The organism is Cellvibrio polysaccharolyticus, from assembly GCF_015182315.1.
GTDB lineage: Bacteria > Pseudomonadota > Gammaproteobacteria > Pseudomonadales > Cellvibrionaceae > Cellvibrio > Cellvibrio polysaccharolyticus.
Genome location: NZ_PRDL01000001.1, coordinates 1,194,938 through 1,217,670, shown reverse-complemented (window position 1 = coordinate 1,217,670; position 22,733 = coordinate 1,194,938). Strand labels below are relative to the sequence as shown.

The window sequence follows — 22,733 nt, the reverse complement described above, 5'->3', positions numbered from 1 at the left end:
CTATCGGTTATGAAAAGGAAAAACGCCCTTCTGCCACCAGCGCACTTAACGGCAAACGCTGGTTAGGCTTTTCACGCGGCTGAAATTCCTCGGCCAGCTCATCCAGCAAACCCTGTTTGCCAATCGCAATAGCCAACTGCGCCTGGTAATGCTCGGGGATGGCCAGTTGCTGACGCGCCGCTTCTTTATCAAAGCCGCCAATGCCGTGGGTTTTCCAACCGGACAGTTGCGCCTGCAACGCCAGGCTTACCCAGGCCGCACCGGCGTCCAGCGCATGGTTGCGCAGCGGGGATGGCTGTGCTTCGCCTTCGCGCTGTACCGCGGTCGCAGTCACCAGAATAACCAGCGCAGACGCCTTGCTCGCCCACAGGCGATTTTTTTCATTCAATACATTAAGAAAACCGGTCCAGGACGCGGAGTCGCGTTTGGCGTAAATAAACCGCCAGGGCTGGGAGTTATTGCCAGACGGAGCCCAGCGGGCGGCTTCAAACAGCGTAAACAATTCGCTATCGCTAATAGTGTCGGCAGCAAAGGAACGGGGCGACCAGCGCTCGATAAAGACCGGCGCAACTGCGTGACTTGCAGTTCTTTCAGATGACTGTGTCATAACATTTTTCCAATCAGGTTGATAGAGAAGTGACCGGCTCTTCAAAGGAAGATTGGCCGGTTATGTTCAGCTGGTAATACAAACCTTGTATGGCCAGCAATTGTTGATGATTGCCCTGCTCAATAACTTCACCAGCTCGCAATACCAGAATATTGTCGGCATCGCGGATGGTGGCCAGGCGGTGAGCAATGATGATGCTGGTGCGCCCGGCGCAGAGCACTTTCAATGCGCGCTGAATGGCCTGCTCGGTAAAACTGTCGATATTGGCAGTGGCTTCATCAAGAATAAGAATTTTCGGGTCAACCAGCAGCGTGCGAGCAAAGCTCAGCAACTGGCGCTGCCCGATGGAGATATTGCGACCACGCTGGCCTAATAAGGTGTGGTAGCCGTCCGGTAATTTTTCGATGAAATCGTGCGCGCTCACCGCTTTTGCCGCCGCAATAATTTCCGCATCGCTAGCCTCGGGCTTGCCGTAGCGTAAGTTATCGAGAATGCTGCCGGAAAACAAAAACGGCTCCTGCAATACCACACCGATGGTTTTGCCCAGCGATGCCAGCGACAGGTCGCGCACGTCTTCACCGTTAATCAGCACCTGCCCTTGCCACACATCATAAAACCGCTGAATCAAGGTAGTCACACTGGTTTTGCCGGAACCGGTGGGGCCAACCAGCGCAATGGTTTGGCCCGGTTCGATGATGACGTTGATATTTTTCAACACCGCGGTTGCCGGTTTATAACCAAAGGTGACTTCACGAAATTCAATGGCCGGTGTGGTCGATGGCAAGCTGATGGCGTTTTCTTTTTCGCGCAAGGTTAATGGCAAATCCAGCACTTCAAAAATCCGGTAACCTGCCGCCATGGCCCGTTGTAATACCGTGTACTGCATTGACAGGGTACGAATCGGATCAAAAAAGCGCTGCACATAAAACAGGTAAGCCACCATAACACCTACCGCGATACGGCCATCCATCACCGCCAGGCCGCCGGCCATGACCACCACACCGAGGGCGATACCGGTAAGAATATCCACGCTGGGCACCATGATTTGCGAGGCCAGCGACGATCGGGTTTGCGCCGCGCGATTGGCTTCAGCAATGCCGCGGTAGCGATCAAAGTTTAACGACTCACGCTGGCTTTCCTGCACGGTGCGAATACCGTTGATGTTTTCTGCCAGAGCGGAATTGACCGCCGAAGAAGCTTCCCGTGCACGACGGAACTGCTGCTTCGCCCAGGGCAACCAGAGCAGACGGATCAGCACCAGCGCCGGTAACACCGCGAGGGTTAACAGACCCATTTGCCAATCCATCCACATCAGCACGGTCACAATGCCCACCAACAGGAACAGATCACCGAGGGATGAAATCGAGCTTTCCATAAATTCCTGCAAGGCATTGACATCACCTTGCAAGCGCGACATAAGACGCCCGACCTGGGTTTGGTCCAGCAACGACAGCGACACTTGCTGCAAATGCAAAAACATCGCCCGACGCAAATCAAAAATTACCCGCTGCGCCACGCGCGCCGCCATCCACTCCTGCGTCCAGTTGAGCACAAAATTCAGCGCAATCAAGCCGACAAAAATCAGCACCGCTGCATTGAGGCTAATCTGGTGAGCAAGGTCGGTGCTGTCCGCCACCGCCGCATCGACCACAAAGCGAATCGCAATCGGAATGGAAACCTGCACCAGAGCGTAAGCGGCAACCGCCAATAACGACAACCATAAATTGCGCCGATAAGGTTGCACAAACTGCCATAACCTGCGGAATATTTTTGAATCAAAGCGCGCAAAAATATCATCGTCCAGCGCCAGCGCATCCTGGTTGCGATCACCAAAGCGACTGCCACCGGAAAAAGGCACCGATGATGCAGAAGAAGAAAACGAGGATGACGGGTTCATACCAGCACCTCCCGAGCCGACTCAGGCAACGGCTGCTCGCCATCTACCTGCGCAGCCTGTTGCTGCAATTGCCAAAGCTGTGCATAAGCGCCCTGGCGGGACAGCAATTGCTGATGTGTTCCGCGCTCGGTAATACGTCCTTTATCCAGCACGATAATTTCGTCAGCATTGCGAATCGCTGACAAGCGATGGGCAATAATCAATGTAGCGCGCTGCCCGGCAGAAGCACGCAAATTGGCAAGAATCTCCGATTCGGTCACTGAATCCACTGCTGCGGTAGCATCATCCAATATCAGTAACCGGGGATGATTGACCAGGGCACGGGCAATCGCCAGGCGCTGCCGTTGCCCGCCCGACAAAGCCACGCCACGCTCGCCAACCCGGCTTTGGTAACCGCCAGTCAAACCCGTAATTTGATCGTGTACCGCCGCAGCACGCGCCGCATTTTCAACCTGCTCTGTATCGGTAGTCGGGTCGGTGTAAGCGAGGTTTTCATGAACGCTGGTATCAAATAAAAACACATCCTGCTGCACCAGGCTGATACTGTTGCGCAGCGATGCCAGCGAAACCGAGCGAATATCCTGACCGTCAATCGTAATGCAACCGGACGCAACGTCATAAAAACGCGGAATCAATTGCGCCAGCACCGACTTGCCGCTACCGGGAGCACCGACGATGCCGAGGGTTTTGCCCGGCTGTAAAGTAAAACTGATGTCCTGCAAGATGGGCCGCGCCTGCGGTGCTTTGGAAAAGGAAAAGTTGACCGCCTCAAAACGTAAAATGCCCTGAGCAATTTGCAAGGGTTTGGCGTTGGCTGAATCGGCAATAACCGGTTCGCTGTCCAGCACATCAAACAAACGGCCGCCTGCAGAGGTCGCCCGTGAACCGGCATTAACAATCATGCCGACCTGCCGGACAGGCTGCTGTAAAATCATCATAAAGGTGAGTATTTCGGTGAGGGAGCCTACCGACAGTGAACCGGCAATAATCTTTTGCCCGCCCACCCATAACACCAGAGCCATGGCCGAGTAAAACGCCAGGTTCATAATACCCATCGACATTACACGCGTGGCAATACGCTGCTCGGAAACTTTCAGTGCTTGTTCAGATACTTCATCAAAGCGCGCAATTTCACGCTGCTGACTGGCGAAAGCGCGCACCACTCGCACACCTTGTAAATTCTCTTCCATGCCCAATGTCATTTCCGACATCAGCTCCTGCAGGCGCAACCAGGTTTTGCGTAACCGCACACCCATGCCGGTTGCCCGAATAATAACGACCGGAACAAAACACAGCGCCAGCAAACCCAGCCAGACATCCAGGCTGAGCAAACGCCAGGCACCAAACCCCAGCAATAACAACAACGTAATCAAACGCAATACGCCCATCTCCAGAAAAGCGCGCACACCTTCCAGATCCAGCATGCCCCGGGCAATCAAATCACCGGAGTGGCTTTTATCGTGAAAGGCAAAATCCAGCGTTTGCAGTTTTGAAAAATAAGCCAGTCGCAAATCATAACCAACGCGCTGGGCAATACCCTCACCCAGATAACCTTGCAAACCGGTAAAAATACCGCGCGCGCCCGACGCCAGCACAATCAATATCGCCGCCCCCCACAGTAGAGAATTCAAGCTTGATCGGTCGGCAACTGCCGGTTCGTTTTGCAGCAATGCATAGGCCTGATTTACCGCCTCGCCGAGCAAACGCGGCGTTACCAGACCGAGAGCCGCCGCCGCGATAGCGCAAGCAATAGCAGCCGCAAAATGCCAGGGATAGTGCAGTGCCAGATTATTCAGGCGGGTCAGTACACGGGGCATGGCCTTGTAATCAATAGCCGGTTCAGCTGCCTTGGCAGCCTTGACTGAATCACTCATAGCCTTGTAAACAACACCTTATCCATAAACACCATGCAGCCTCTCATTGGGGTATGCAGGGGTTTAAAAAATCGAAGAGAAAAAACAAAGCAACGGCTGACACAGCACAGAACGTGATGCATCAACCGTTGTTTGAAAATACGAACCTGTTGTTAAAAAATCATCCTTGATAAGCGTAGGACTTTTCCAGCAGGCCGGTTCTTTTCCATTGCAGTTCCAAAGCACCCGGGGTGTAAACCTGGGCACCACCAATCTGCTCGGCAACCGCCTGGTAACGCGCCGCCTCTTCAATAAACAAAATCAGCTCGGAGGTTTTAATAATACCCTTGCCCCAAAAATTCGCGCCGCCGTTAGACTCCAGCAAAGCCGGTGGTGGCGCCAGCTCCGGATGCTTGTCCAAACGCTCGCTAATAACTTCCAGCGGCGTACGGGTACGCTCCAAATGGTTGGGAATTTCGCGCGCCAGCAAATGACGGGCGGCAGCCACGTACAGAATCGGGAAAGGCTTATGCGCCAGCGACCAGCCGGACAAAAAGCTGGTATGCGCGTGAATCAGCGTATCGGCCTGCAAACGCTTTTCGTGCAACACCAGAGAACTGCTTTCGGCAAACGAACCCAGGGTAATTTTGGGAGACTGGTCGCGAGCCAAACCACCCGGAAAACGAATACCCAGCAAATGATCGGTATCCGGGATGCGATGGGTAATGTGAAAAGTACGGCTGGCGGACAAAGTGCCATTGCTGGACAAGGTTTCAAAAGCGTGAATAGCATCGGCTTTTGCCTGCTCGATATAAGCGACCAGTTCTGCTTCATTACTGACTGACATAAAAATTCCTTACAACAATGAATGGACAATAAATACTGCCTGATCAAGCTCAGGCAGCGGCAACCGAACGCCGTTGCTCACGGCGCTCCTCGACCAGTTTGTGGGCTCGCGCCAACGGCCATGACTCAATCCAGGCCCGCACATCAAAATCCTGCTCAAGGAAACCCTGCTCCAGCAGAAAGTTTTTTTGCACCTCAACACCGGTGACATACTCGAAAATCAACTGTGGTTCAAAAAACAAATGCACATCTTCCGGGTGCGAGGCTTCAACAGCCGTCAACGAAGCGCCCTGATTCTCCTGCTGCAATATCTGCACAACCTCGTGTGGATGTTGCTTCGCCCACTCGGCAGTTTCCAGCAACACCGCCAGATAGCGCACGACCACATCCGGGTTTTTATCGAGAAACGCACGATCGACCGTAATCAGTCGCGGCGTACCGTTATTGACGCGCTGCAAATGATCCGGCAAGGCGTTGATGTTGATGACCTGCTGGAATTTTTCATCCACAGACCACTCATAACCACGCGCAAAACGTACAAAAATCGCGTCCACGTCACCGGCTTCCAGTGCCGCCACCTCGCCGCGATGAATGCCTTCACCGCGCTTGATATCGACACGCGTCACGTCATCCAGCGTCAACCCGACAGTTTTCAATGCGGTATCAAAACCATGCACAGCTGCGCCCCGCTGAAAATCAATCAGCGCCTCTTCATGCAAAGGAATGCCAACCCGCTTGCCTTGCAAGTCAGCAGGCTTGCTAATACCGCTACCGGCACGGGACAAAATGCCCTGATACTCATCCAGCCAGGTAATACCAATCACCACCGTGTCCTGACCTTTGGCTTTCGCCCAAATCGGCGGAATATTTCCGCCCTCACGGAACATGCCGGACTGCGAATGGTTGTAGTGGGAGTTACGAACATCTTTACTGTCGGATTCTTTTAGTGAATGCAACAGCGTATCCGGGCCGGAAAATTCTTCCTGCAACCAACCCTGACGAATTGCCAACGCCGAGGCTGTCGCTACACCACAACGGGTGTACCAGAGCTCTACCGGCTTCTGAGTTTGATCAACCATATGCAGTCCTCTTTGTCGCGATTAGCGGGTTACATTTTTCGCTGCTACAAGAAGCAGCTTGTCGGCAATCACTTCTGCAGCTTTTATGCCAGCCTGAAAAACCCAACATTATCTGGAAGAATGCGTTTAAATTTGAATTTTTATCGTTAGCTTTCAGACAGCAATGCTGTATTTTGAACAAACAAGAGTGAGATATTGATGAAATAAAAACAGAAGAAAATAATACCAGTTGATCTTACAAACTCAGAAACTCGGCACAAAATCGAGTTTTGCATCTGGATATCTTTTTCAAAACGGAAGTAGGAAAAACGGGAATTCCATCGAGTTTTTTATTAAATATTTTTAAATATAAGAATATAAAAAATCAGTATTTTGAAAAGGTATAACACATGGATACTATGGAACTGCCTCCGATGGATTACCAAAAAAGCATGGACGCTTTTCTACCGGTATCTTTCATGGGCAACTCTCGTTAATGGAACCTGTTGGGCAACACGCTTTACTGTATCTCCTTACATGATTGACCCGCTACGGCGGGTCTTTTTTTGTCCAAAAAAAAGGGGGAGCAAAAGCTCCCCGAGAGTCGGATCCGTCTCACACGTCGGATCCCAGCCCTGAAGCGGACACAGCTTCCCACGGACGTGGATCAATCCAGTCGCGCACAGAAAACGAGTTGGGAATAAATTTCCAGCGGTGCAGAAAACTCACAAAATCCTGCAACGCCTCGATAGAACTATCAGCAAGGTCGGTTTTCAAACGCAAATGCGCATCTTCACCATAAGCTCTGGTTACCCAATACTCACTGCTATTGGTCTCGCGAGCCAAATAACGACGGGTATCATCCGGATTCTGCCAGGCCCACTGTTCGGCACGCACCACCTGCTGCAAAATATTTACCGCCGAATCAAAATGCTTATCCAGCAGATTGATATCCACCGCCAACGTACGCGGCGTACCATTGTTAGCGCGAATCAACGGGTCCGGGTGCGAACCGGTATCAATCACAATATTCAAGTCAAACTGATGCGCAACCTGCGCACCAACCGCGCCCTTCAGAAAAATGGCATCCACTTCGCCGCGCAACAAGCCTAACAACTCGGCATTGCGCGAACTGCCACGGCGACCACTGAACACATTGGCACCGCTGACGCTTTTTTCTGCCGGCGCATCGCTTTGAGTGCCGCCAATTACGTAGTCCACCAACTCGACATCATCTACCGTCAAGCCTTCGGTTTTCAGCGCATTTTCAAGACCACGAATAGCCTGGGCGCGGGAGAAGTCAATTTGCACATTGCTCCATTTCGGCAAACCGAAACGACGGCCTTTCAAATCTTTTACGGAATTAATTCCGGACTCCGGCAATGACAAAATCAACTGCACTTCATCCGCCCAGGACAAACCGATAACCCGTGTCTCTCTACCCACCGAACGTGCCCACACCGCCGGGATGTTGCCGCCATGGCGAACAGAATTAACCAGCGTGTGATCAAAATGCGATTCGCGTACCGCCTGATCATTGGACTCGCGCAATGATTTGATCAGAGTGTTCTGGCTACGAAAACTATCTTCCAGCCAGCCTTTTTGCACAGCAATACCAAGGCCGGTAGGAACCGGGCAACGCGTGTACCACAATGCATCCAATGGTTGAGATTGACTCATGGTAAAACTCCTGATCATGACGGTGAGTGCTATTTCCATCAGCCACAAGATTAGCCGCAGGAAAAAACGATACTCACCTTGAGCAAGGTCCATGCCATGACAGGCAAAAGGGTTTATTGGCAAGGCATGCGGCGGAAATTACCAAAAAGGGGAAGAAAAATTATTCATGCAACTGACCGGCTGGCAACAATAACTGCTCGATTGGCAACAACGAAACCAACCGTGTTTGTTTGAAAACACACAGCAACCAGAGTGAAAAATCAGCAGCTGAATAAAAAAAGCCACCGATATTGCCTGGTGGCATCGGTGGCGAGCGAGGAGAGAACGAAAAGGTTTACAACAAAAAAATCAGCCTGCGCGCGACTCCAGAGAATGCGGCGCATCATCGTGATAACCGGCAGAGCCAGACTCACGACTAAAGGTGCTATCACGCAGGAAACCATGGCGCTTCAGCAAGGTTCGCATTACGTTACGGGAAATTCCCAATAACGCCGCGGTGTGCACCTGGTTGCTGTTGCTGTAAGCAAAAGCTTCGGAAACAATCAGCGCTTCCAACTGATCAAACCAGGCGCTTTCGCCACCGGATTTGAACAAACGACGCAACTGACGGGCGATCACATCGTGCGGGCCTTCCTGACGGGAAAAACTGCCCTCGCCAGCTATCTCATTATCGCCACCGGTCCAGGGGCCAGCCGGTGTGTTGGTGGCGCCCCAGCCACCGGTAACTTTAAGGTGCTCGGGTTCGATGGTCGTTTCACCGGAAACCAACAACGCAAAATGAATCACGTTTTCCAGCTCACGAATATTACCCGGCCAGGCATAACTCACCAGCAACTTGATCGCATCGGCTGAAAAAGACGGTTTGGTGTGCCCCATGCGCTGGCTGTAAACTTTTAAAAAGTACTCAGCCAAAGGAACCACATCGCCCGGACGCTCGCGCAGTGGCGGCAATTTTACGTGAGCAATATTAATACGGTATAACAAATCGCGGCGGAAGTGACCGGCGTTTACGGCGTAGTCAAGGTCCACGTTGGTGGCCGCTACGAGGCGAACATTGACCGGAATACTTTTTCGCGAACCGATGCGCACCACTTCACGCTCTTGTAAAACGCGCAGCAGTTTTACCTGCATGGCGAGCGGTAAGTCACCAATCTCGTCCAGAAACAGAGTGCCGCCGTTGGCTGCCTCAAACCAGCCTTCACGACGCCCGGTGGCGCCGGTAAAGGAACCGGCTTCATGGCCGAACAATTCGCTTTCGGCCAGCTGGTCACTGATAGCACCACAGTTCACCGCCAGGAAAGGCCCTTTGCGGCCACTGAGGTGATGGATGTGGCGAGCTACCAATTCCTTGCCGGTGCCGGTTTCGCCACCAATCAATACCGGTGCCTCGCTGGGCGCGATGCGCTCAATATAATCAAGCAAGGCCGCCGACACAGGATCGGAAAAGACCAGTGCTTTGGCACGAACGGAAAGTGGTTGGGCATTACCGCCTTCCAACGACAAAACCATAGGTTCTTGCGTTTCTACACTCACGGGATTCTCTCGGTATTGTTGGCATTGGATGGTTAAAAAACCATGACAAAATGTTCTAAGACGTGGCCAGTGTAAGAGCAGTGGTATTTTTTATTAAGGAATTTATAACTATAAACTTATAACCAACTGACAAAAAATTGCGCAGGCGTGTTTAATTCGCGGCATTAAATGTTAGGAAGCCTGAAATTTTTTTCTTGCGAAAAATAGAGACATCCATCCGTTAGCCATGGCGGGCGCCCCTGACTTATTGGCAGGATTGCCAATAAGCACAGCGTAGCTGCCCGAAGGGCGAGCCACAGGGATGTGGCGAGTGACTCGACAGTTTTGAAACACATAGAACAATGGCTAACTTCCTCCGAAGTTCCTGAAACAGGAATAATTACCCCTGCGCAAAGCGCAACAAAAAGATGATCAGATTTCAACAGCAGTGTTCGCACTACTGTTGGCAGAAGCAACCTTGCAACCAAAAAACCGGTTAACCAACGCCACCGATGCTTTTAAATCACTATTCCGGCGGGTGGCATGTTTTCTGCTTTAGCCTCCGGTAGTACATTACCGGTATGCTCAATGCCTGGTTGCTTATAATCTCTAACATGGACTTTAACCTGATGCCTACCACCAGCAAACCCAATCGCCTGAACGAGCTGCTATACGCTCGCTGTCCGGTGCCCTCACCTTTATCCATTGCCATGCAAACCGGATGGCTGCCCGATGCCATGCATCACCTCGCAGCGATTGATGTGCGGGCGACCTTTGAAGCCAACAACCCAACGGACGAACCGCGCCTTGCGGATATGAACCAGCCCAATATTTTTCGCCAGGGCGGCAGCGTTCCGGTTATTTGGGGGCGGGCCGCAGGCCAGGACACACGGGTTATTGGTCTGACCTGGACAGACGAATATCAGGCGTTAATCGCACTGCCCCAATCCGGCATTCAGTCGGCAAAAGATTTGAAAGGTCGGCGCATTGGTATTCCGCAATTCAATCTGGAAATTGATCACACCCAGGTATCTGCGGTGCGCGGCTTCAGTGTGATTCTGGAAAGTGTTGGTCTTTCATGGAACGATGTAGAGCGTGTTGATTTACCGGATCACGCGATTCCTTCGGTAGTCAGAGATGGCCAGGTCATTGCTACCGGTACTGGTCGGCGTGGTCGTTACAGTTACAGCAGCGAGATTGATGCCCTGAGTAACGGCCTGGTCGATGCCGTTTACGTGAAGGATTTTCGCGGTGCGCAAGCCTGCCACCTGTTGGGTGCGCGGGTCATTGCCGATATTAACCGCCACCCCGATCCGCAAGTTCGCATCAATAACTGCGCGCCGCGTCCGTTAATTGTGAACGCCTGGCTGCTGGATAATTATCCACACCTGGTAGATTGTTTGATTCAGCATGTTTGGCAAGCTGGCGAGTGGGCAACCCGCCACCCGTCAGAAACCCTGAATTTACTCAGCCGCGAGGTGGGCTGGGCGGAGAGCTGGATCAGCTACGCCTACGGCGGCGCGGTGCATAAAAATTTACAACTGGATTTGCACCCGGGCAATATTGCCGCGCTGGATACCATGAAAAAATTCCTGCTGGAATATGGTTATATCAAAAATGATTTTTCCATCGACAGCTGGATAGAAAGAGGCCCGCTCGAACACTTTTTACGCAACAACAAGCGCAAGACCGGCACGGTATCTTTTATACGCCCGGCATGGAATAACCTGAATACTACGTTTTTACATTGACGGCTATGTAGCTTTCTCAAACAGCAAGATAGGTGTTATTCCGTCCGTTTGGCATTAGGTGGCCTCTTCCAAAAATGCATAAATACGTCCATGTAGCGCCGACGAGTCATCCCTTGCCGGGCGCCCCTGACTGACGGTTTTGGAAGAGGCCACCTAACGCCAAACTTACATTGTGCCGACCATAAGTCGCGGTGGTGCCCGGCAGGCAACAGTGCTTCATTCCGAACAGCGAAAATGTCGCCAGTGTTTTAAATACAGCACCCACAAAACCTGAACAGGTCGTTCGCCCGTTAACATTTCCTCAAAGCTCCGCGCCACCACTCAATAAGCTGTTATCTCCCTCATATTTTTGCTTTATGGCCTGAGGCTTGCTTGGAGCCGGAAAGTAGAAAAAAGAAGCCTTGATATTTGTTGGAGAAAACACTGTTTATGCAGTTGCCTGATATTTGTTTACCTTTCCGTATATTCATCTCACCTTTCCTGCTTGCGCAAGGTCACTGCGTTACCACACCGGCAGGAGATGATTCATGTCATTAAAAAACTGGCCGCTGTTGCGCTGCCTCGCGCTCTACCGGGAAATGCCCTGGCGTTTCACCATAACCGCGGTGTTATTCGCAGCATTGAATTTCAGTATGGCCTGGCAGCAGTGGTTGCTGGGGCGCGCTATTCATGATGTGGAACGCGGCGTTGCGGTGGTGCAAACTGCCAGCGGTGCCCTGGATTATTCCGTCGCGCTGACCTGGATGATGATTTTGTTTGCCATTGCCTTCGGGCGCGGGATTATTCAATACCTTGCCGGTTTGTCTTCGCTCATCATTGGCCAGGATCTGCTGTTCATTTTGCGCGAACGTATTTTTCATCAGGTGCAAAATCTTGATCTGGTGTATCACCGCGAACATGGCGTTGGTGGCATGGTGACGCGCACTACCCGCGATGCCGATAAACTGCGCGATGCGCTGATGAACTTCTGGCGGCAAATTTTTGAAACACTGCTGCTGGTCATCGCCACCGTCGGCATGTTGTGCTGGTACAACGTTTGGCTTGGAGTGATTCCGCTGGTGATTACCATTGCCGGTGTCGGGATTTTTGTTTTGCAAACCAACCATCTGGTCACGCTGGATCGCGCCACCGGTGCCGCCTACGACACAGTAAACCAGAACCTTACTGAAGGTGTTGCCGGTGTGCGGGTTATCAAGGCTTTTGGCCTGGAGTCTTTACGCATTGAAGACTTTACCCGACAGGTCGCGCAGTTTTCTGCCCATGCCCGCGCCGCACTGGCTTACGCCACCTCGCGCATTCCGGTACCACAAATGGTGATTGCCATGGGGCATGTCTGGGTGCTGGGATTCGGTGCATTACTGGTGGGCGATGGTAAATTGAATATTGGTGAGCTGGTTGCTTCGGTGATGCTGGCCAATACGCTGATTATCCGTGTAGAAGGCATTGGCCGCGTGATTCAAATTTTCGCCGATGCCCGTGCATCGGCTGCACGCATCTGGGAATTACTGGATGCACGCCCGGCACGCCAAACCGGCACAGCGCCGCTACCCGCGGGGGCGCTCGGTGTAAAACTGGATAACGTCAGCGTACAACCGCAACAACATGGCAAACCGGTTTTGCAGCACTGCCATCTCACCATTGAACCCGGTGAAGTGGTTGCGGTGGTGGGCACCACCGGCAGCGGTAAAAGTACCCTGATGTCGTTGTTGCCGCGCCTGGTAGATGCCGACCAGGGCAAGGTCGCTATCGGCTCAACCGAAACCGGCTGGCAAGATGTACAAACGCTTAATAGCGAAGAACTGCGCAACCGCGTACATATTGTGCCACAAGAAAGTTTTCTGTTTTCCGATACCCTGGCCGCCAATTTGCGCCTGAGCAAACCCGACGCAACCGATCGGGAATTGCTCGACGCGCTGGATATTGCCAACGCGCGCGATGTCATTAACCGCCTGGAGCACGGCCTTGAAACCCGCATTGGTGATCGCGGCCTGACTTTGTCTGGTGGGCAACGACAGCGTATTTGCCTCGCCCGAGCCTTGCTTGGAGACGCCTCCATTCTCGGCCTGGATGACGCCACCAGCGCACTGGATGCCAGCACCGAAAAAACCATTCTCGATAATATTCGTAATTTTAAAAACAGCCACGGGCGCACGGTTACGGTGGTCATTGTTTCCAGCAAATTATCCACTGTGCTGCTGGCAGACCGGGTGATTGTGTTAACCCACGGACAAATTATCGCCCAGGGCACACACACCGAACTTTCAAAAAATAACCCGGCTTACCGTGAGTTGATGGGGATTCAGGATGGCAACTAATGGTCGCGGTAATACCGCACTCAGCGATATTGAACTGGAAGAAGCGCTGGCAAAAAAATCACTCAATCGCGGTATGTTTTCACGGCTGTTACCGCTGTTAAAACCGGTACGCGGCTGGGTAATAACCGCTATCGCGATTGAAGCTTTACTGGTGGGGGCGATTTTTATGCGCCCCTGGCTGGTGGGCGTATTGATTGATCAGGGCTTATTGCCGCAAGGCAGCGAAGTCAATGTCGATCATCAGGTTATTGTGTGGGTAACGGTGGCTTTCGCACTCACCTGGTGTGCGCGCTTTTTGCTTTCCGGCGCCAGCCAGTATGTTGCCGGCAAAGCAGCGATTCATGTTATTAACGACTTGCGGGTAAAAGTGTTTACCCACGTACAACGTTTAAGTGTGGGCTACTTTGACCGCACCAAAGCCGGCCGCATTACCGCCCGCGCCGACAGCGATGTTAACGCCCTTGAGCCGCTGCTGATTCAGGGGCCGCCGGAATTTTTATCGGCTATTTTACGCTGCGTGGTAGCGGGCATTATGTTGTGGCTGATTTCCCCGACGCTGTTTTTCAGCATCGCGGCAATTGTGCCCATCATGATTATTGCCACCATTATTTTTAAACGCATCTCGCAGCGCAACTGGGGCGTGGTGGCAGAAAACCGCAGCCGCTTTACCGCGCACCTGGTAGAAACCGTTGCCGGGGTGCGCATTGTTAAACAAACCGTTACCGAACCGGCCAACCAGAAGCGCTATTGGCATCTGGTGGATGAATTCAATCGCTCTATTATTCGCGGCAGTATCCGCGCCAGTTGGTTTGCGCCCTTTACCGGCGTGCTTACCACCTCGGCAATGGCCGTGTTGCTGGTGGTGGGCGCGCGTGGCGTGGCACTCGGTGATATAACCCTCGGCCAGGTGGCCGCCAGTTTGTTTTACGTATTTATTTTTCTGGCGCCCTTGCAGGAGCTCAGCGACTTATTTGAACGCTACGCCAACGGCACCGCCTGCGCACAACGTATTTTTTTGTTACTCGATACGGATCCGGATATTCAGGACAAACCCGATGCCAAACAACTCACGCACGTAAAGGGCGATGTGGATTTCAGCGGAGTACATTTTTCTTACCTACCCGGCAGCAAAAAATGGATTATTAATGATCTGGATTTGCACGTGCCTGCCGGGCAGGTATTGGCAATTGTTGGCCCTACCGGGCACGGCAAAAGTACTCTGGTGCAATTGCTGACGCGTTTTTATGACGTTAACAGCGGCCAGGTGGCCATTGATGGTATTGATGTTCGCGACCTCACCCAACATAACCTGCGCCGCCATGTGGGTGTGGTGCTGCAAGACAACGTACTGTTCAGCGGCAGCATCCTCGACAACTTGCGACTGGCAGCAACCGACGCCAGCGACGAGCAATTGATTGATGCCGCACGGGCACTCGGCGTGCACGACCTGTTGGAAAATTTACAGGATGGTTACCACACCGAAACCGGTCCGCAGGGTTCTTTACTCAGCCACGGACAGCGACAGCTGGTGTGTCTGGTGCGTGCCTATTTGGCTGACCCGGCGATTCTGGTGCTGGATGAAGCGACCTCAGCAGTAGATGTACAAACCGAGCGAAAAATTCAAATTGCTCTGCGCCGCCTTTGCGAGGGTCGCACCGCCATTATTATCGCGCACCGGTTGTCTACCATCCGCGATGCAGACTGTATTGCGGTTATTCGTGAAGGTCGTGTTATTGAATCCGGTAACCATCTACAACTGGTTGCCCGTCAGGGTTTTTATGCCTCGCTGTACCGTGCTTACGAAGAAAACACCCTCGGCACAGCGGCAACGGATAAACCCGGCAAAACTGATCAGCCAATAACAGAAACCATCCCCGGTTCGCTTGATCTGGTTTAAAAAAAACCGGCTTGCCGCCAGGGAAGGCGGCGCAACAGCAACACCTCCGTTAAAGTGACCATTCGGCTACAATAGCCATTTCCCCTTCCGGATTCATCGTTCATGTTGTCACTGTTTATCCCGCAGGATCTGCGGGACATTCCCAATTACCCGCGCTACTGGTTCAGCCAATTCGTTTCCTTTATGGCCAACCAGGTGCTGATGATGGCATTTGGCTGGCATGTGTATGCCATCACCCAAAGCGCGTTAAGCCTGGGTTATATCGGCCTGATGTTATTTGCGCCGCAAATGTTGCTGGTGCTGGTAGTAGGCCATGTGGCTGACCGCTATGACCGGCGAACCATTGTGATGATCACCCAAACGCTGGAATGCATGGTGGCCGGCTCGCTGGCGCTGGCCAGTTTTTATGATGTGCAGTCCGAGCAACTTATTTTCTTTGCGGCATTTTGCATCGGCGCTATTCGCGCGTTTCAGGGCCCGGCATTGCAAGCAATGCTGCCCGGTCTTATTCCATTAAACAGTTTGCCCAAAGCCATTGCGCTGGGTTCTGCATCCCGGCAATTCGCCACCATTGCCGGCCCGGCGCTGGGCGGCCTGCTATTTTTTGGCGGCAACACTTTTGTTTATACCGCCAGCGCTTTGCTTTTTGCGCTGGCTTTCGGCGCCATGTTGCGCATTCGCTACCAACCGCATGAAGAACCCCGGCGGCCGGTGAATTGGGAAACCATTTTCGCCGGCGTAAAATTTATCTGGCGCAGGCCGGTTATTCTCGGCGCCATATCGCTGGATTTATTTTCGGTATTAATTGGCAGTGCCACCGCCCTCTTCCCTATTTACGCCGAACATATTTTAAACACTGGCAGCTGGGGGCTGGGCTTGCTTCGCGCCGGGCCAGCGGTTGGCGCGCTGATACTGGCCATTTATATTGCCCGTTTTCCACTCAAGGAAAAGGTAGGCAGAACCATGTTTATTGGCGTTGCGGTATTTGGCGTAACCACGATTATTTTCGGGCTATCCGAATGGTTCTGGCTGTCATTTACGATGCTGATAGTGATGGGCGCTGCCGATATGATCAGCGTGGTCGTGCGCTCGTCATTGGTACAACTGCAAACTCCGGATGACATGCGCGGTCGTGTAGGCGCGGTTAATTCCATCTTCATTGGCGCCTCCAACCAACTGGGCGATTTTGAATCCGGCGTGGTTGCAGAATTTTTTGGCACGGTTCCCGCCGTGGTCGCCGGTGGCGTTGGTACCTTGCTGGTGGTTGGCTTGTGGATAAAAATGTTCCCCGGCCTTTATCACTGGGATCGGCTCACCGCCAACGAACCGCCGGGCGAAAATTCCGCTACATCGCCGACCAGCAGCACTAAAAATCCCTGAGATTCCCGCTCAACGCACTTGCTGCCAGAACAACACACTGTTGCGCTGGCAGCGCAAAATTCCCGCCCGGTGTTTTATTTAACGCAAGATCATTTTGCGGTTAATTGTCCCCGTTGCTCAAGCACCCGGAACCGCTGCTTGAACCTTTAAAAAGCCGTTACTCGATAGTGGTTCGGATATTGCTATATCCCGCTCGACCTTCCTTCGAGCCAACACCATGACCGACCCTGCCAGCACACGCCATTTTTTCCGTCTTTTTATCGCGCTGTCACTATTAAGCGGATTAACCATCGGCATGAATAAAATTCTGGTCACGCTGTTGGGCTTGTCCTTGTCGCTGGAAAATTGGCAAATGGGCGTGATCAGCGGGGTGGAAACCCTGGCCATGGCGGCGGCCACTTTACCGGCCGGCATACTCTTGTCGCGTTACAGCCCCCGAGTCATTTACGCCATCGTCAGCGTTATTCTGTTTTTTGTTTACCTCGGCATTTCACACATTCAACAATGGGAATTGCTGGTGTTGACCATGGTCGCCTGCGGTTTGTGTATTGCCTTTCGCATCGTGGCAATGAGCAGCAGTTTTTTACAACGACTGCCGGAGATAGGCACGCACCGCGCCGGTTGGTACAAAGGCACCCTGTCACTCGGTGTCATGGCGATGGGGCCATTGGCCGGACATTTTCTCAGCGAAAATTTCGGAATCTCTTTTGCGTTCAGTGTGTCGGCCAGTTGCTTTCTGGCGATGGGGCTGCTCGGCTGGTATGCACTGCCTGCTGCACCGGCTCCGCACAAAAAAGCAAAATATCAAAAGGGTTGGCTTGCAGCGATATGGCAGCAAAACGATATTCGTCACGCCTGTTTGTATGAATCTTTCGGCAATTGCCTGGCGGGATTTTTTGGTACCTTTATTCTGGTTATTACCTTGCGGGAACAAAGTTGGGAAAACAACCTGGCGGTTACTTTGCTTGTGGTGTACGGACTGACGTACGTTAGCGTATTACTCGGCGCCGGAAAACTGCTGATCCTCGCCAGCAATGTGCAACTCTATCGGGTGAGCCATGGCTTGTTAATTCCCGGTACTTTGTTGCTGGCGTTCGCCTCTCACCCGGTCTTCTTTTTTATGGGTGCCATTATTAACGCGACCGGCCTTGGGTTAAACAACCTGGTTAATATGGCTACCATTGCGCGCAGTAAAAGCGACAAAAGCCATGTGTCCGGGGTGCTGACCTTGTCACAAATGACCGGCGGAACCTGCGGCGCGGTCGTGGGCGGGTGGCTGGGCACAGCGATAGGTTTGCAGCCGGTATTTCTGCTGCTCGCCCTGCCGTGGATATTTCGCATCACCAAAGATCGCCTGGCAGTACGCGCTCAATCCACAACAGAAGCTGGCTGAAACCATAACCGGCACAACGCGAATACTACCAATCAGGCAGTAGCATTCGCCGCAATAGCGTGAGGGGCATTATTCCAGGCCAAACGCTGACGCAAGTTTCTGGCTTCCGCCACCGCATCACTGATGCGCGCCAATACCGGCTCGGCCGTCAAACGGTAACCGGAGAAATCCTGGCTTTGGCTGTAAACGCCGGTTGGCACCGTGTAGGCACCGAGGTTGGTAAATAGCGGGCGCAGGTGGCTTTCAATAATAAGCGCGTGGTGCCCGCTGCCACCGTTGGCCGCCAGTACGACCACTTTGTGCTCCAGCGCTTCGCGCTCGATCAGGTCAAAAACCTGTTTGAACAGGCCGGGATAGGCAGCACGATATACCGGTGAAGCCACCACCAATATGTCGGCATTTTCGATGGTCTGCAAAATACGATCATGCGCGGAAGACAGTTGCGTACGGTACAACACGCTGCCGAACGCCGTAGCCACTTCGGCAAGATCAATGATTTCCGAGGTAAAGCCGGGTTCAAGGGAAAACTCTTCCACAATAGCCTCAACCAGCCCCAGTGTTTTGGATGGTGTACTCAAGCCACCGGAAAATCCTACAACGTGCATTGTTAACTCCAGAAATCTTACAGGAAACAAACTGAGTAGTTCGCTAGCTCACTGCCACGCAATAGCTGTGCCAGCATACGGTACCGAAGGATCGAGCGAAGCCTTAAATAGCTATATTCAAATTTCCAGTCGTAACATACGCAGCAGCTCCGCCCGTTTGCCATGACGTTAAATGTTCCAAAAGCGGTGGGTAATCCCTGACTTATTGGCAGGATTACCAATAAGCACAGCGAAGCTGCCCGAAGAGCGAGCCATAGGGAAGTGACGAGTGACTCGACGGTTTTGGAACAGCCGATCTAACAAAAAAACTTACATCGTGCCTGATGAAACGTCTCCAACCCTCCGCAATTAAGCTCCCGCCAATGCTTAAAAAACAACACCCAAAAGAAGTGATGATTATTTTTAAACACACGGCGCTCATTGGAAATCTCTTTTTATTACCGCCAGCAACAACGCTATAAGATTATAAAAAACAATTCTTTTATTTTTGTCGCGTATCTCTCTAGTGTTGGAGGCCACACCAACCAATAGGGATGATTTTTATGTCGTTAACAAAAACTCTTGCAAGTCTGGCCATCGGCCTGATTTCGCCACTGCTACTGGCCTCTGCACAGGCCAGTGATTTTCTGGTCAGCACTGACTGGCTGGAAAAAAACCTGAAGGAAAAAAATCTGCGCATTATTGAAGTGAGCGTTGATCCTGGTGTGTACGAGCGCGGCCATATTCCGGAAGCCGTGAATTTTTCCTGGCACACCGATCTGGTTGACCCGGTAACGCGCGATATCGCCTCTCGTGAAAATTTCCAGAAGCTGTTGCGTAATGCCGGGGTGAACAAAGATTCCACCATCGTCATTTACGGCGACAACAATAACTGGTTTGCTGCCTGGGGCGCCTGGGTGTTTGATATCTACGGCGTGAACAACGTAAAACTACTGGATGGCGGTCGTAAGAAGTGGGAAGCCGAAGGTCGTCCGCTTTCACCTAAAGCACCGTCGGTAAAAGCCGGGAATATTGAAGTGGCCGAAGCCAACAGCAAACTGCGCGCCTGGCTGCCGGATGTTGTCAGCGTTGCCAAGCAACAATCCCCGACCACACAACTGATTGATATTCGCTCTGCCGATGAATACAGCGGTAAAATTTTTGCCCCGGCCGGCTTTGCTGAACTGGCATTGCGCGCTGGCCATGTACCTGGCGCTGTGAATGTTCCCTGGGGTCAGGCAGTTGCCGCCGATGGTACCTTCAAGTCTGTTGACGAGTTGCGCAAGGTTTACGCTGCTGCTGGCGTAGATGGTAGCAAGCCGATCATCACTTACTGCCGCATTGGCGAACGTTCAAGCCATACCTGGTTTGCCTTGAAAAAACTGCTGGGCTATGACGTTCGTAACTACGACGGCTCCTGGACTGAATACGGCAACGCCGTTGGTGTACCGGTAACCAACCTGGCGGGTACGGTTTGGGGCGGTAAATAAGTAGATGCTATTCACTGCGCCAGATTATTCAATTTCAATATCCGGCACAATGCGAGTTTGGCGTTAGGCACTTTGTTCCAAAACCGTCGGGTCATAAATGACCCGACGGCGCTATATAGGTGTAGTGCGCACCAGGAAAAACATGTTTTGCGCGCACGGAACGACAATCTTTTATGATGATTGGCCGGCTCCGCTTGAGGATATTCATGCATTTTTGGAACAAAGCGCCTAATGGCAAACGGACAGAATGGCACACCTGCTGTGAAATTCCTGAATGTATAAAAGAATAACGGACGTACTTATTCGATCTCCATATGCGTTTAACTCAACTCCTATCGAAACCTCATAATATTCACGCCTTTTAACTTTAATACACTCATAACAAAACAGACCTCTCAATCCGCTGGCTCCGGGAAATTTTCTATGCCATCCACATTCGTTTTAAATAAAGCTGATTATTTACGCTACACAATCAGCCTTGCGGTAATCACGCTTCTTATATTTTTCAGTTGGTGGTTGGCATTGCATGCCGATGATGGCCGCAGCCTGGCGTTTTCGTTATTAGCGGGTGGATTTTTCGGGGTGGTGTTGCAACGGTCGCGGTTCTGCTTTTTCTGCGTAACCCGCGAGTTTATCGACGAACGCGACAGCCGTGGGCTACTGGGAATTATTGTTGCGCTGGTGATAGGAACGCTAGGCTATCACATATTACTCAGCGCTATGTTGCCCACTCCAGCGCCCGGCCGGCTCCCGCCCGATGCGCATATCGGCCCGGTGTCCTGGGTGTTGGCATTGGCGGCATTGGTGTTTGGTGCAGGCATGTCATTGTCCGGCTCTTGCATCAGTGCTCATCTGTACCGTTTGGGTGAAGGTTCGGTTGCATCGATTGCGGCACTGATCGGCGCTATTGGTGGATTTGTACTGGGTTTTCTTACCTGGAATACGCTCTACCTGCGGGTAATTCAGGAAGCGCCAGTGGTGTGGCTGCCGAATCATCTTGGCTATGCCGGTTCGCTTTTATTGCAACTCGGTTTATTGCTCGCTATCGCGATTGTACTGATGACCTTGCACCGCCATAAAACGTTTAGTGTCACTGAATTTTCATTTCGCAACCTGCTACTGGAACAACGCTGGCCGGTGTACGTGGGTGGTTTATTCATTGGCGCATTGGGTGTACTGGCTTACTTCCGTGTTGCACCGCTCGGTGTTACCGCAGAACTCGGCAGCCTCGCCAGAACCCTGGGCAACAAAGCGGAGCTGGTTCCATTACGGCTGGAAGGCCTGGACACTTTCTCTGGCTGCGCCACGGTGATTAAAGAAAGTATTCTCTCGAATAACGGCTTATTTATTTTGGCATTGGTACTGGCTTCGTTCGCCGCCGCTGTCAGCGCAAAACAATTCCAACCCAAACGCCCCGGCCTGATTGAATTGCTCCGCAATTTTGCAGGCGGCGTACTAATGGGCTGGGGCTCAATGACCGCCCTCGGCTGCACCGTCGGCACCCTGCTCTCCGGCATCATGGCCGCCGCCGTCTCCGGCTGGGTATTTGCTGTTTTCTGTATCACCGGGTTGTGGCTGACATGGCTGGTGCGCAAGCGGTTTCCCTGAGGGCATAGTCATACTGAGTATTAATGAGTATTAATGAGTATTAAATAAAAATTTTGTACACGATATTCTTCATATATCATAACTTTCTAAAAGTGTGCTTGCTGCCAGATATTAATTCAGCGCGTTTTTTCATGCTCATAATCAACGAAATAAATCCGCCCAACTACAAAGACAGAAATGCCGGAAAATTCTGCCCACAGAAAAAGTGATTCATACTATAAAAAAACCTGTGCTTATAGATAGAAATTGCATGAGTTTAAAAATTTCTATATTCTTGGCATGGTCGGCACTCTGCTCATCTTTGTTATTACACCTGAGTTAAAATTGAAAATGTAGTGGCCTGCTAAAAGTTGAGTTTTGCAAAAACTACTAAGGACAGTGTTTTTATAAAGGACTTATATAATGTGTAGACTAATTATTGCCACATTTCTGGTTTCGATTGGTTGCTTGGCATGTTTTTCTATTGTAGCTCATGCTGAACACAGAGTGAACGTGGAAAACTATGTGAGCATGACTAACATGTACACAGAAGCTATCACGGACGAGAGCAGTGCTCTGAATTTTAGCAGGACAGACACTGACGGGCCTATTAACTGGCTTTATTTCTTTGCCTCCAATTTAAGTCCCTCTCCTGGCTATTCGCCCTCTTCTCCCAGCCCGAGCTCTTTTGCCAGCAGCTTGCTTCCTTCCAGCTCTTCTTTAAATTTAACTCCGATCCTTTCTGACCAAAATAGCTCTTCAAGCGCACATCAAAATCACCGCGTCTTAACGACAGGCTTGCGTGGCGGCAGCGTGATCCCTTCAATGCAATCGGTAAGTCACGGCTCCCGCGCCAGCTTCGAGATAATATCGGACGAGGGCT

Annotated in this window: 15 protein-coding genes; 7 read left to right on the top strand and 8 right to left on the bottom strand. The window is 51.9% G+C overall.

Translation table 11 applies throughout. From position 1 onward, the window contains the following. Positions 1 to 7: 7 nt before the first annotated feature. From C4F51_RS05135 to C4F51_RS05105, 7 genes are all read right to left on the bottom strand, one after another. Positions 8 to 607, bottom strand: coding sequence for a nitroreductase family protein (locus tag C4F51_RS05135; RefSeq protein ID WP_193907766.1), 600 nt, complete (start codon positions 605 to 607; stop codon positions 8 to 10). 13 nt (positions 608 to 620) lie between these two features. After that, positions 621 to 2,504 (bottom strand): ABC transporter ATP-binding protein, encoded by a 1,884-nt coding sequence (locus tag C4F51_RS05130; protein WP_193907764.1) that lies wholly within the window; start codon positions 2,502 to 2,504, stop codon positions 621 to 623. Next, positions 2,501 to 4,378 (bottom strand): ABC transporter ATP-binding protein, encoded by a 1,878-nt coding sequence (locus C4F51_RS05125; protein WP_193907762.1) that lies wholly within the window; start codon positions 4,376 to 4,378, stop codon positions 2,501 to 2,503. Before C4F51_RS05125 ends, C4F51_RS05130 begins: the two co-directional genes overlap by 4 nt. Positions 4,379 to 4,538: 160 nt before the next feature. Further along, complete coding sequence (locus C4F51_RS05120) at positions 4,539 to 5,204, bottom strand: class II aldolase/adducin family protein (protein ID WP_193907759.1); 666 nt, start codon at positions 5,202 to 5,204, stop codon at positions 4,539 to 4,541. Between the two features lie 49 nt (positions 5,205 to 5,253). Continuing rightward, the gene (locus tag C4F51_RS05115) at positions 5,254 to 6,282 is read right to left on the bottom strand and encodes an ABC transporter substrate-binding protein (protein ID WP_193907758.1); all 1,029 of its coding nucleotides are present in this window, start codon (positions 6,280 to 6,282) and stop codon (positions 5,254 to 5,256) included. Between the two features lie 594 nt (positions 6,283 to 6,876). Beyond that, positions 6,877 to 7,941 carry an ABC transporter substrate-binding protein gene (locus C4F51_RS05110; RefSeq protein ID WP_193907756.1) on the bottom strand — a complete coding sequence of 355 codons (1,065 nt, stop codon included), beginning with the start codon at positions 7,939 to 7,941 and terminating at the stop codon, positions 6,877 to 6,879. Positions 7,942 to 8,289: 348 nt separating this feature from the next. Then, positions 8,290 to 9,474, bottom strand: a complete 1,185-nt coding sequence (locus C4F51_RS05105; RefSeq protein ID WP_328701312.1) for a sigma-54 interaction domain-containing protein — start codon at positions 9,472 to 9,474, stop codon at positions 8,290 to 8,292. Positions 9,475 to 10,082: 608 nt separating this feature from the next. Here C4F51_RS05105 and C4F51_RS05100 point away from each other — a divergent pair. The 5 genes from C4F51_RS05100 to C4F51_RS05080 all read left to right on the top strand — a co-directional run bounded on the left by C4F51_RS05100 (position 10,083) and on the right by C4F51_RS05080 (position 18,189). Beyond that, positions 10,083 to 11,204 carry an ABC transporter substrate-binding protein gene (locus C4F51_RS05100; RefSeq protein ID WP_193907754.1) on the top strand — a complete coding sequence of 374 codons (1,122 nt, stop codon included), beginning with the start codon at positions 10,083 to 10,085 and terminating at the stop codon, positions 11,202 to 11,204. A 527-nt stretch (positions 11,205 to 11,731) separates the two neighbouring features. Then, positions 11,732 to 13,519 (top strand): ABC transporter ATP-binding protein, encoded by a 1,788-nt coding sequence (locus C4F51_RS05095; RefSeq protein ID WP_193907752.1) that lies wholly within the window; start codon positions 11,732 to 11,734, stop codon positions 13,517 to 13,519. Beyond that, on the top strand, positions 13,509 to 15,416 hold the full coding sequence (locus C4F51_RS05090) for an ABC transporter ATP-binding protein (RefSeq protein ID WP_193907750.1): 1,908 nt from the start codon (positions 13,509 to 13,511) through the stop codon (positions 15,414 to 15,416). Before C4F51_RS05095 ends, C4F51_RS05090 begins: the two co-directional genes overlap by 11 nt. Positions 15,417 to 15,518: 102 nt before the next feature. Next, the gene (locus C4F51_RS05085) at positions 15,519 to 16,796 is read left to right on the top strand and encodes an MFS transporter (protein WP_193907748.1); all 1,278 of its coding nucleotides are present in this window, start codon (positions 15,519 to 15,521) and stop codon (positions 16,794 to 16,796) included. A 217-nt stretch (positions 16,797 to 17,013) separates the two neighbouring features. Further along, positions 17,014 to 18,189, top strand: coding sequence for an MFS transporter (locus tag C4F51_RS05080; RefSeq protein ID WP_193907746.1), 1,176 nt, complete (start codon positions 17,014 to 17,016; stop codon positions 18,187 to 18,189). 32 nt (positions 18,190 to 18,221) lie between these two features. Here the strand turns inward: C4F51_RS05080 and C4F51_RS05075 are convergent, their stop codons facing one another. Further along, the gene (locus C4F51_RS05075) at positions 18,222 to 18,794 is read right to left on the bottom strand and encodes an NAD(P)H-dependent oxidoreductase (protein WP_193907744.1); all 573 of its coding nucleotides are present in this window, start codon (positions 18,792 to 18,794) and stop codon (positions 18,222 to 18,224) included. Positions 18,795 to 19,336: 542 nt separating this feature from the next. Between C4F51_RS05075 and C4F51_RS05070 the strand changes: the two genes are divergently transcribed. Together C4F51_RS05070 and C4F51_RS05065 are read left to right on the top strand one after the other, a co-directional pair. Further along, positions 19,337 to 20,263: a sulfurtransferase gene (locus C4F51_RS05070; RefSeq protein WP_193907742.1), complete on the top strand. Its 927-nt coding sequence runs from the start codon at positions 19,337 to 19,339 to the stop codon at positions 20,261 to 20,263. Between the two features lie 423 nt (positions 20,264 to 20,686). Then, positions 20,687 to 21,871 (top strand): YeeE/YedE family protein, encoded by a 1,185-nt coding sequence (locus C4F51_RS05065; RefSeq protein ID WP_193907740.1) that lies wholly within the window; start codon positions 20,687 to 20,689, stop codon positions 21,869 to 21,871. Positions 21,872 to 22,733: the final 862 nt, after the last annotated feature.

What these genes read in the sequence shown, in the direction of transcription:
- C4F51_RS05125 (WP_193907762.1), bottom strand. Translation starts at nt 4,378, where the DNA reads ATGAGTGATTCAGTCAAGGCTGCCAAGGCAGCTGAACCGGCTATTGAT.
- C4F51_RS05085 (WP_193907748.1), top strand. Translation starts at nt 15,519, where the DNA reads ATGTTGTCACTGTTTATCCCGCAGGATCTGCGGGACATTCCCAATTAC.
- C4F51_RS05095 (WP_193907752.1), top strand. Translation starts at nt 11,732, where the DNA reads ATGTCATTAAAAAACTGGCCGCTGTTGCGCTGCCTCGCGCTCTACCGG.
- C4F51_RS05120 (WP_193907759.1), bottom strand. Translation starts at nt 5,204, where the DNA reads ATGTCAGTCAGTAATGAAGCAGAACTGGTCGCTTATATCGAGCAGGCA.
- C4F51_RS05070 (WP_193907742.1), top strand. Translation starts at nt 19,337, where the DNA reads ATGTCGTTAACAAAAACTCTTGCAAGTCTGGCCATCGGCCTGATTTCG.
- C4F51_RS05115 (WP_193907758.1), bottom strand. Translation starts at nt 6,282, where the DNA reads ATGGTTGATCAAACTCAGAAGCCGGTAGAGCTCTGGTACACCCGTTGT.
- C4F51_RS05065 (WP_193907740.1), top strand. Translation starts at nt 20,687, where the DNA reads ATGCCATCCACATTCGTTTTAAATAAAGCTGATTATTTACGCTACACA.
- C4F51_RS05080 (WP_193907746.1), top strand. Translation starts at nt 17,014, where the DNA reads ATGACCGACCCTGCCAGCACACGCCATTTTTTCCGTCTTTTTATCGCG.
- C4F51_RS05100 (WP_193907754.1), top strand. Translation starts at nt 10,083, where the DNA reads ATGCCTACCACCAGCAAACCCAATCGCCTGAACGAGCTGCTATACGCT.
- C4F51_RS05090 (WP_193907750.1), top strand. Translation starts at nt 13,509, where the DNA reads ATGGCAACTAATGGTCGCGGTAATACCGCACTCAGCGATATTGAACTG.
- C4F51_RS05130 (WP_193907764.1), bottom strand. Translation starts at nt 2,504, where the DNA reads ATGAACCCGTCATCCTCGTTTTCTTCTTCTGCATCATCGGTGCCTTTT.
- C4F51_RS05110 (WP_193907756.1), bottom strand. Translation starts at nt 7,941, where the DNA reads ATGAGTCAATCTCAACCATTGGATGCATTGTGGTACACGCGTTGCCCG.
- C4F51_RS05135 (WP_193907766.1), bottom strand. Translation starts at nt 607, where the DNA reads ATGACACAGTCATCTGAAAGAACTGCAAGTCACGCAGTTGCGCCGGTC.
- C4F51_RS05075 (WP_193907744.1), bottom strand. Translation starts at nt 18,794, where the DNA reads ATGCACGTTGTAGGATTTTCCGGTGGCTTGAGTACACCATCCAAAACA.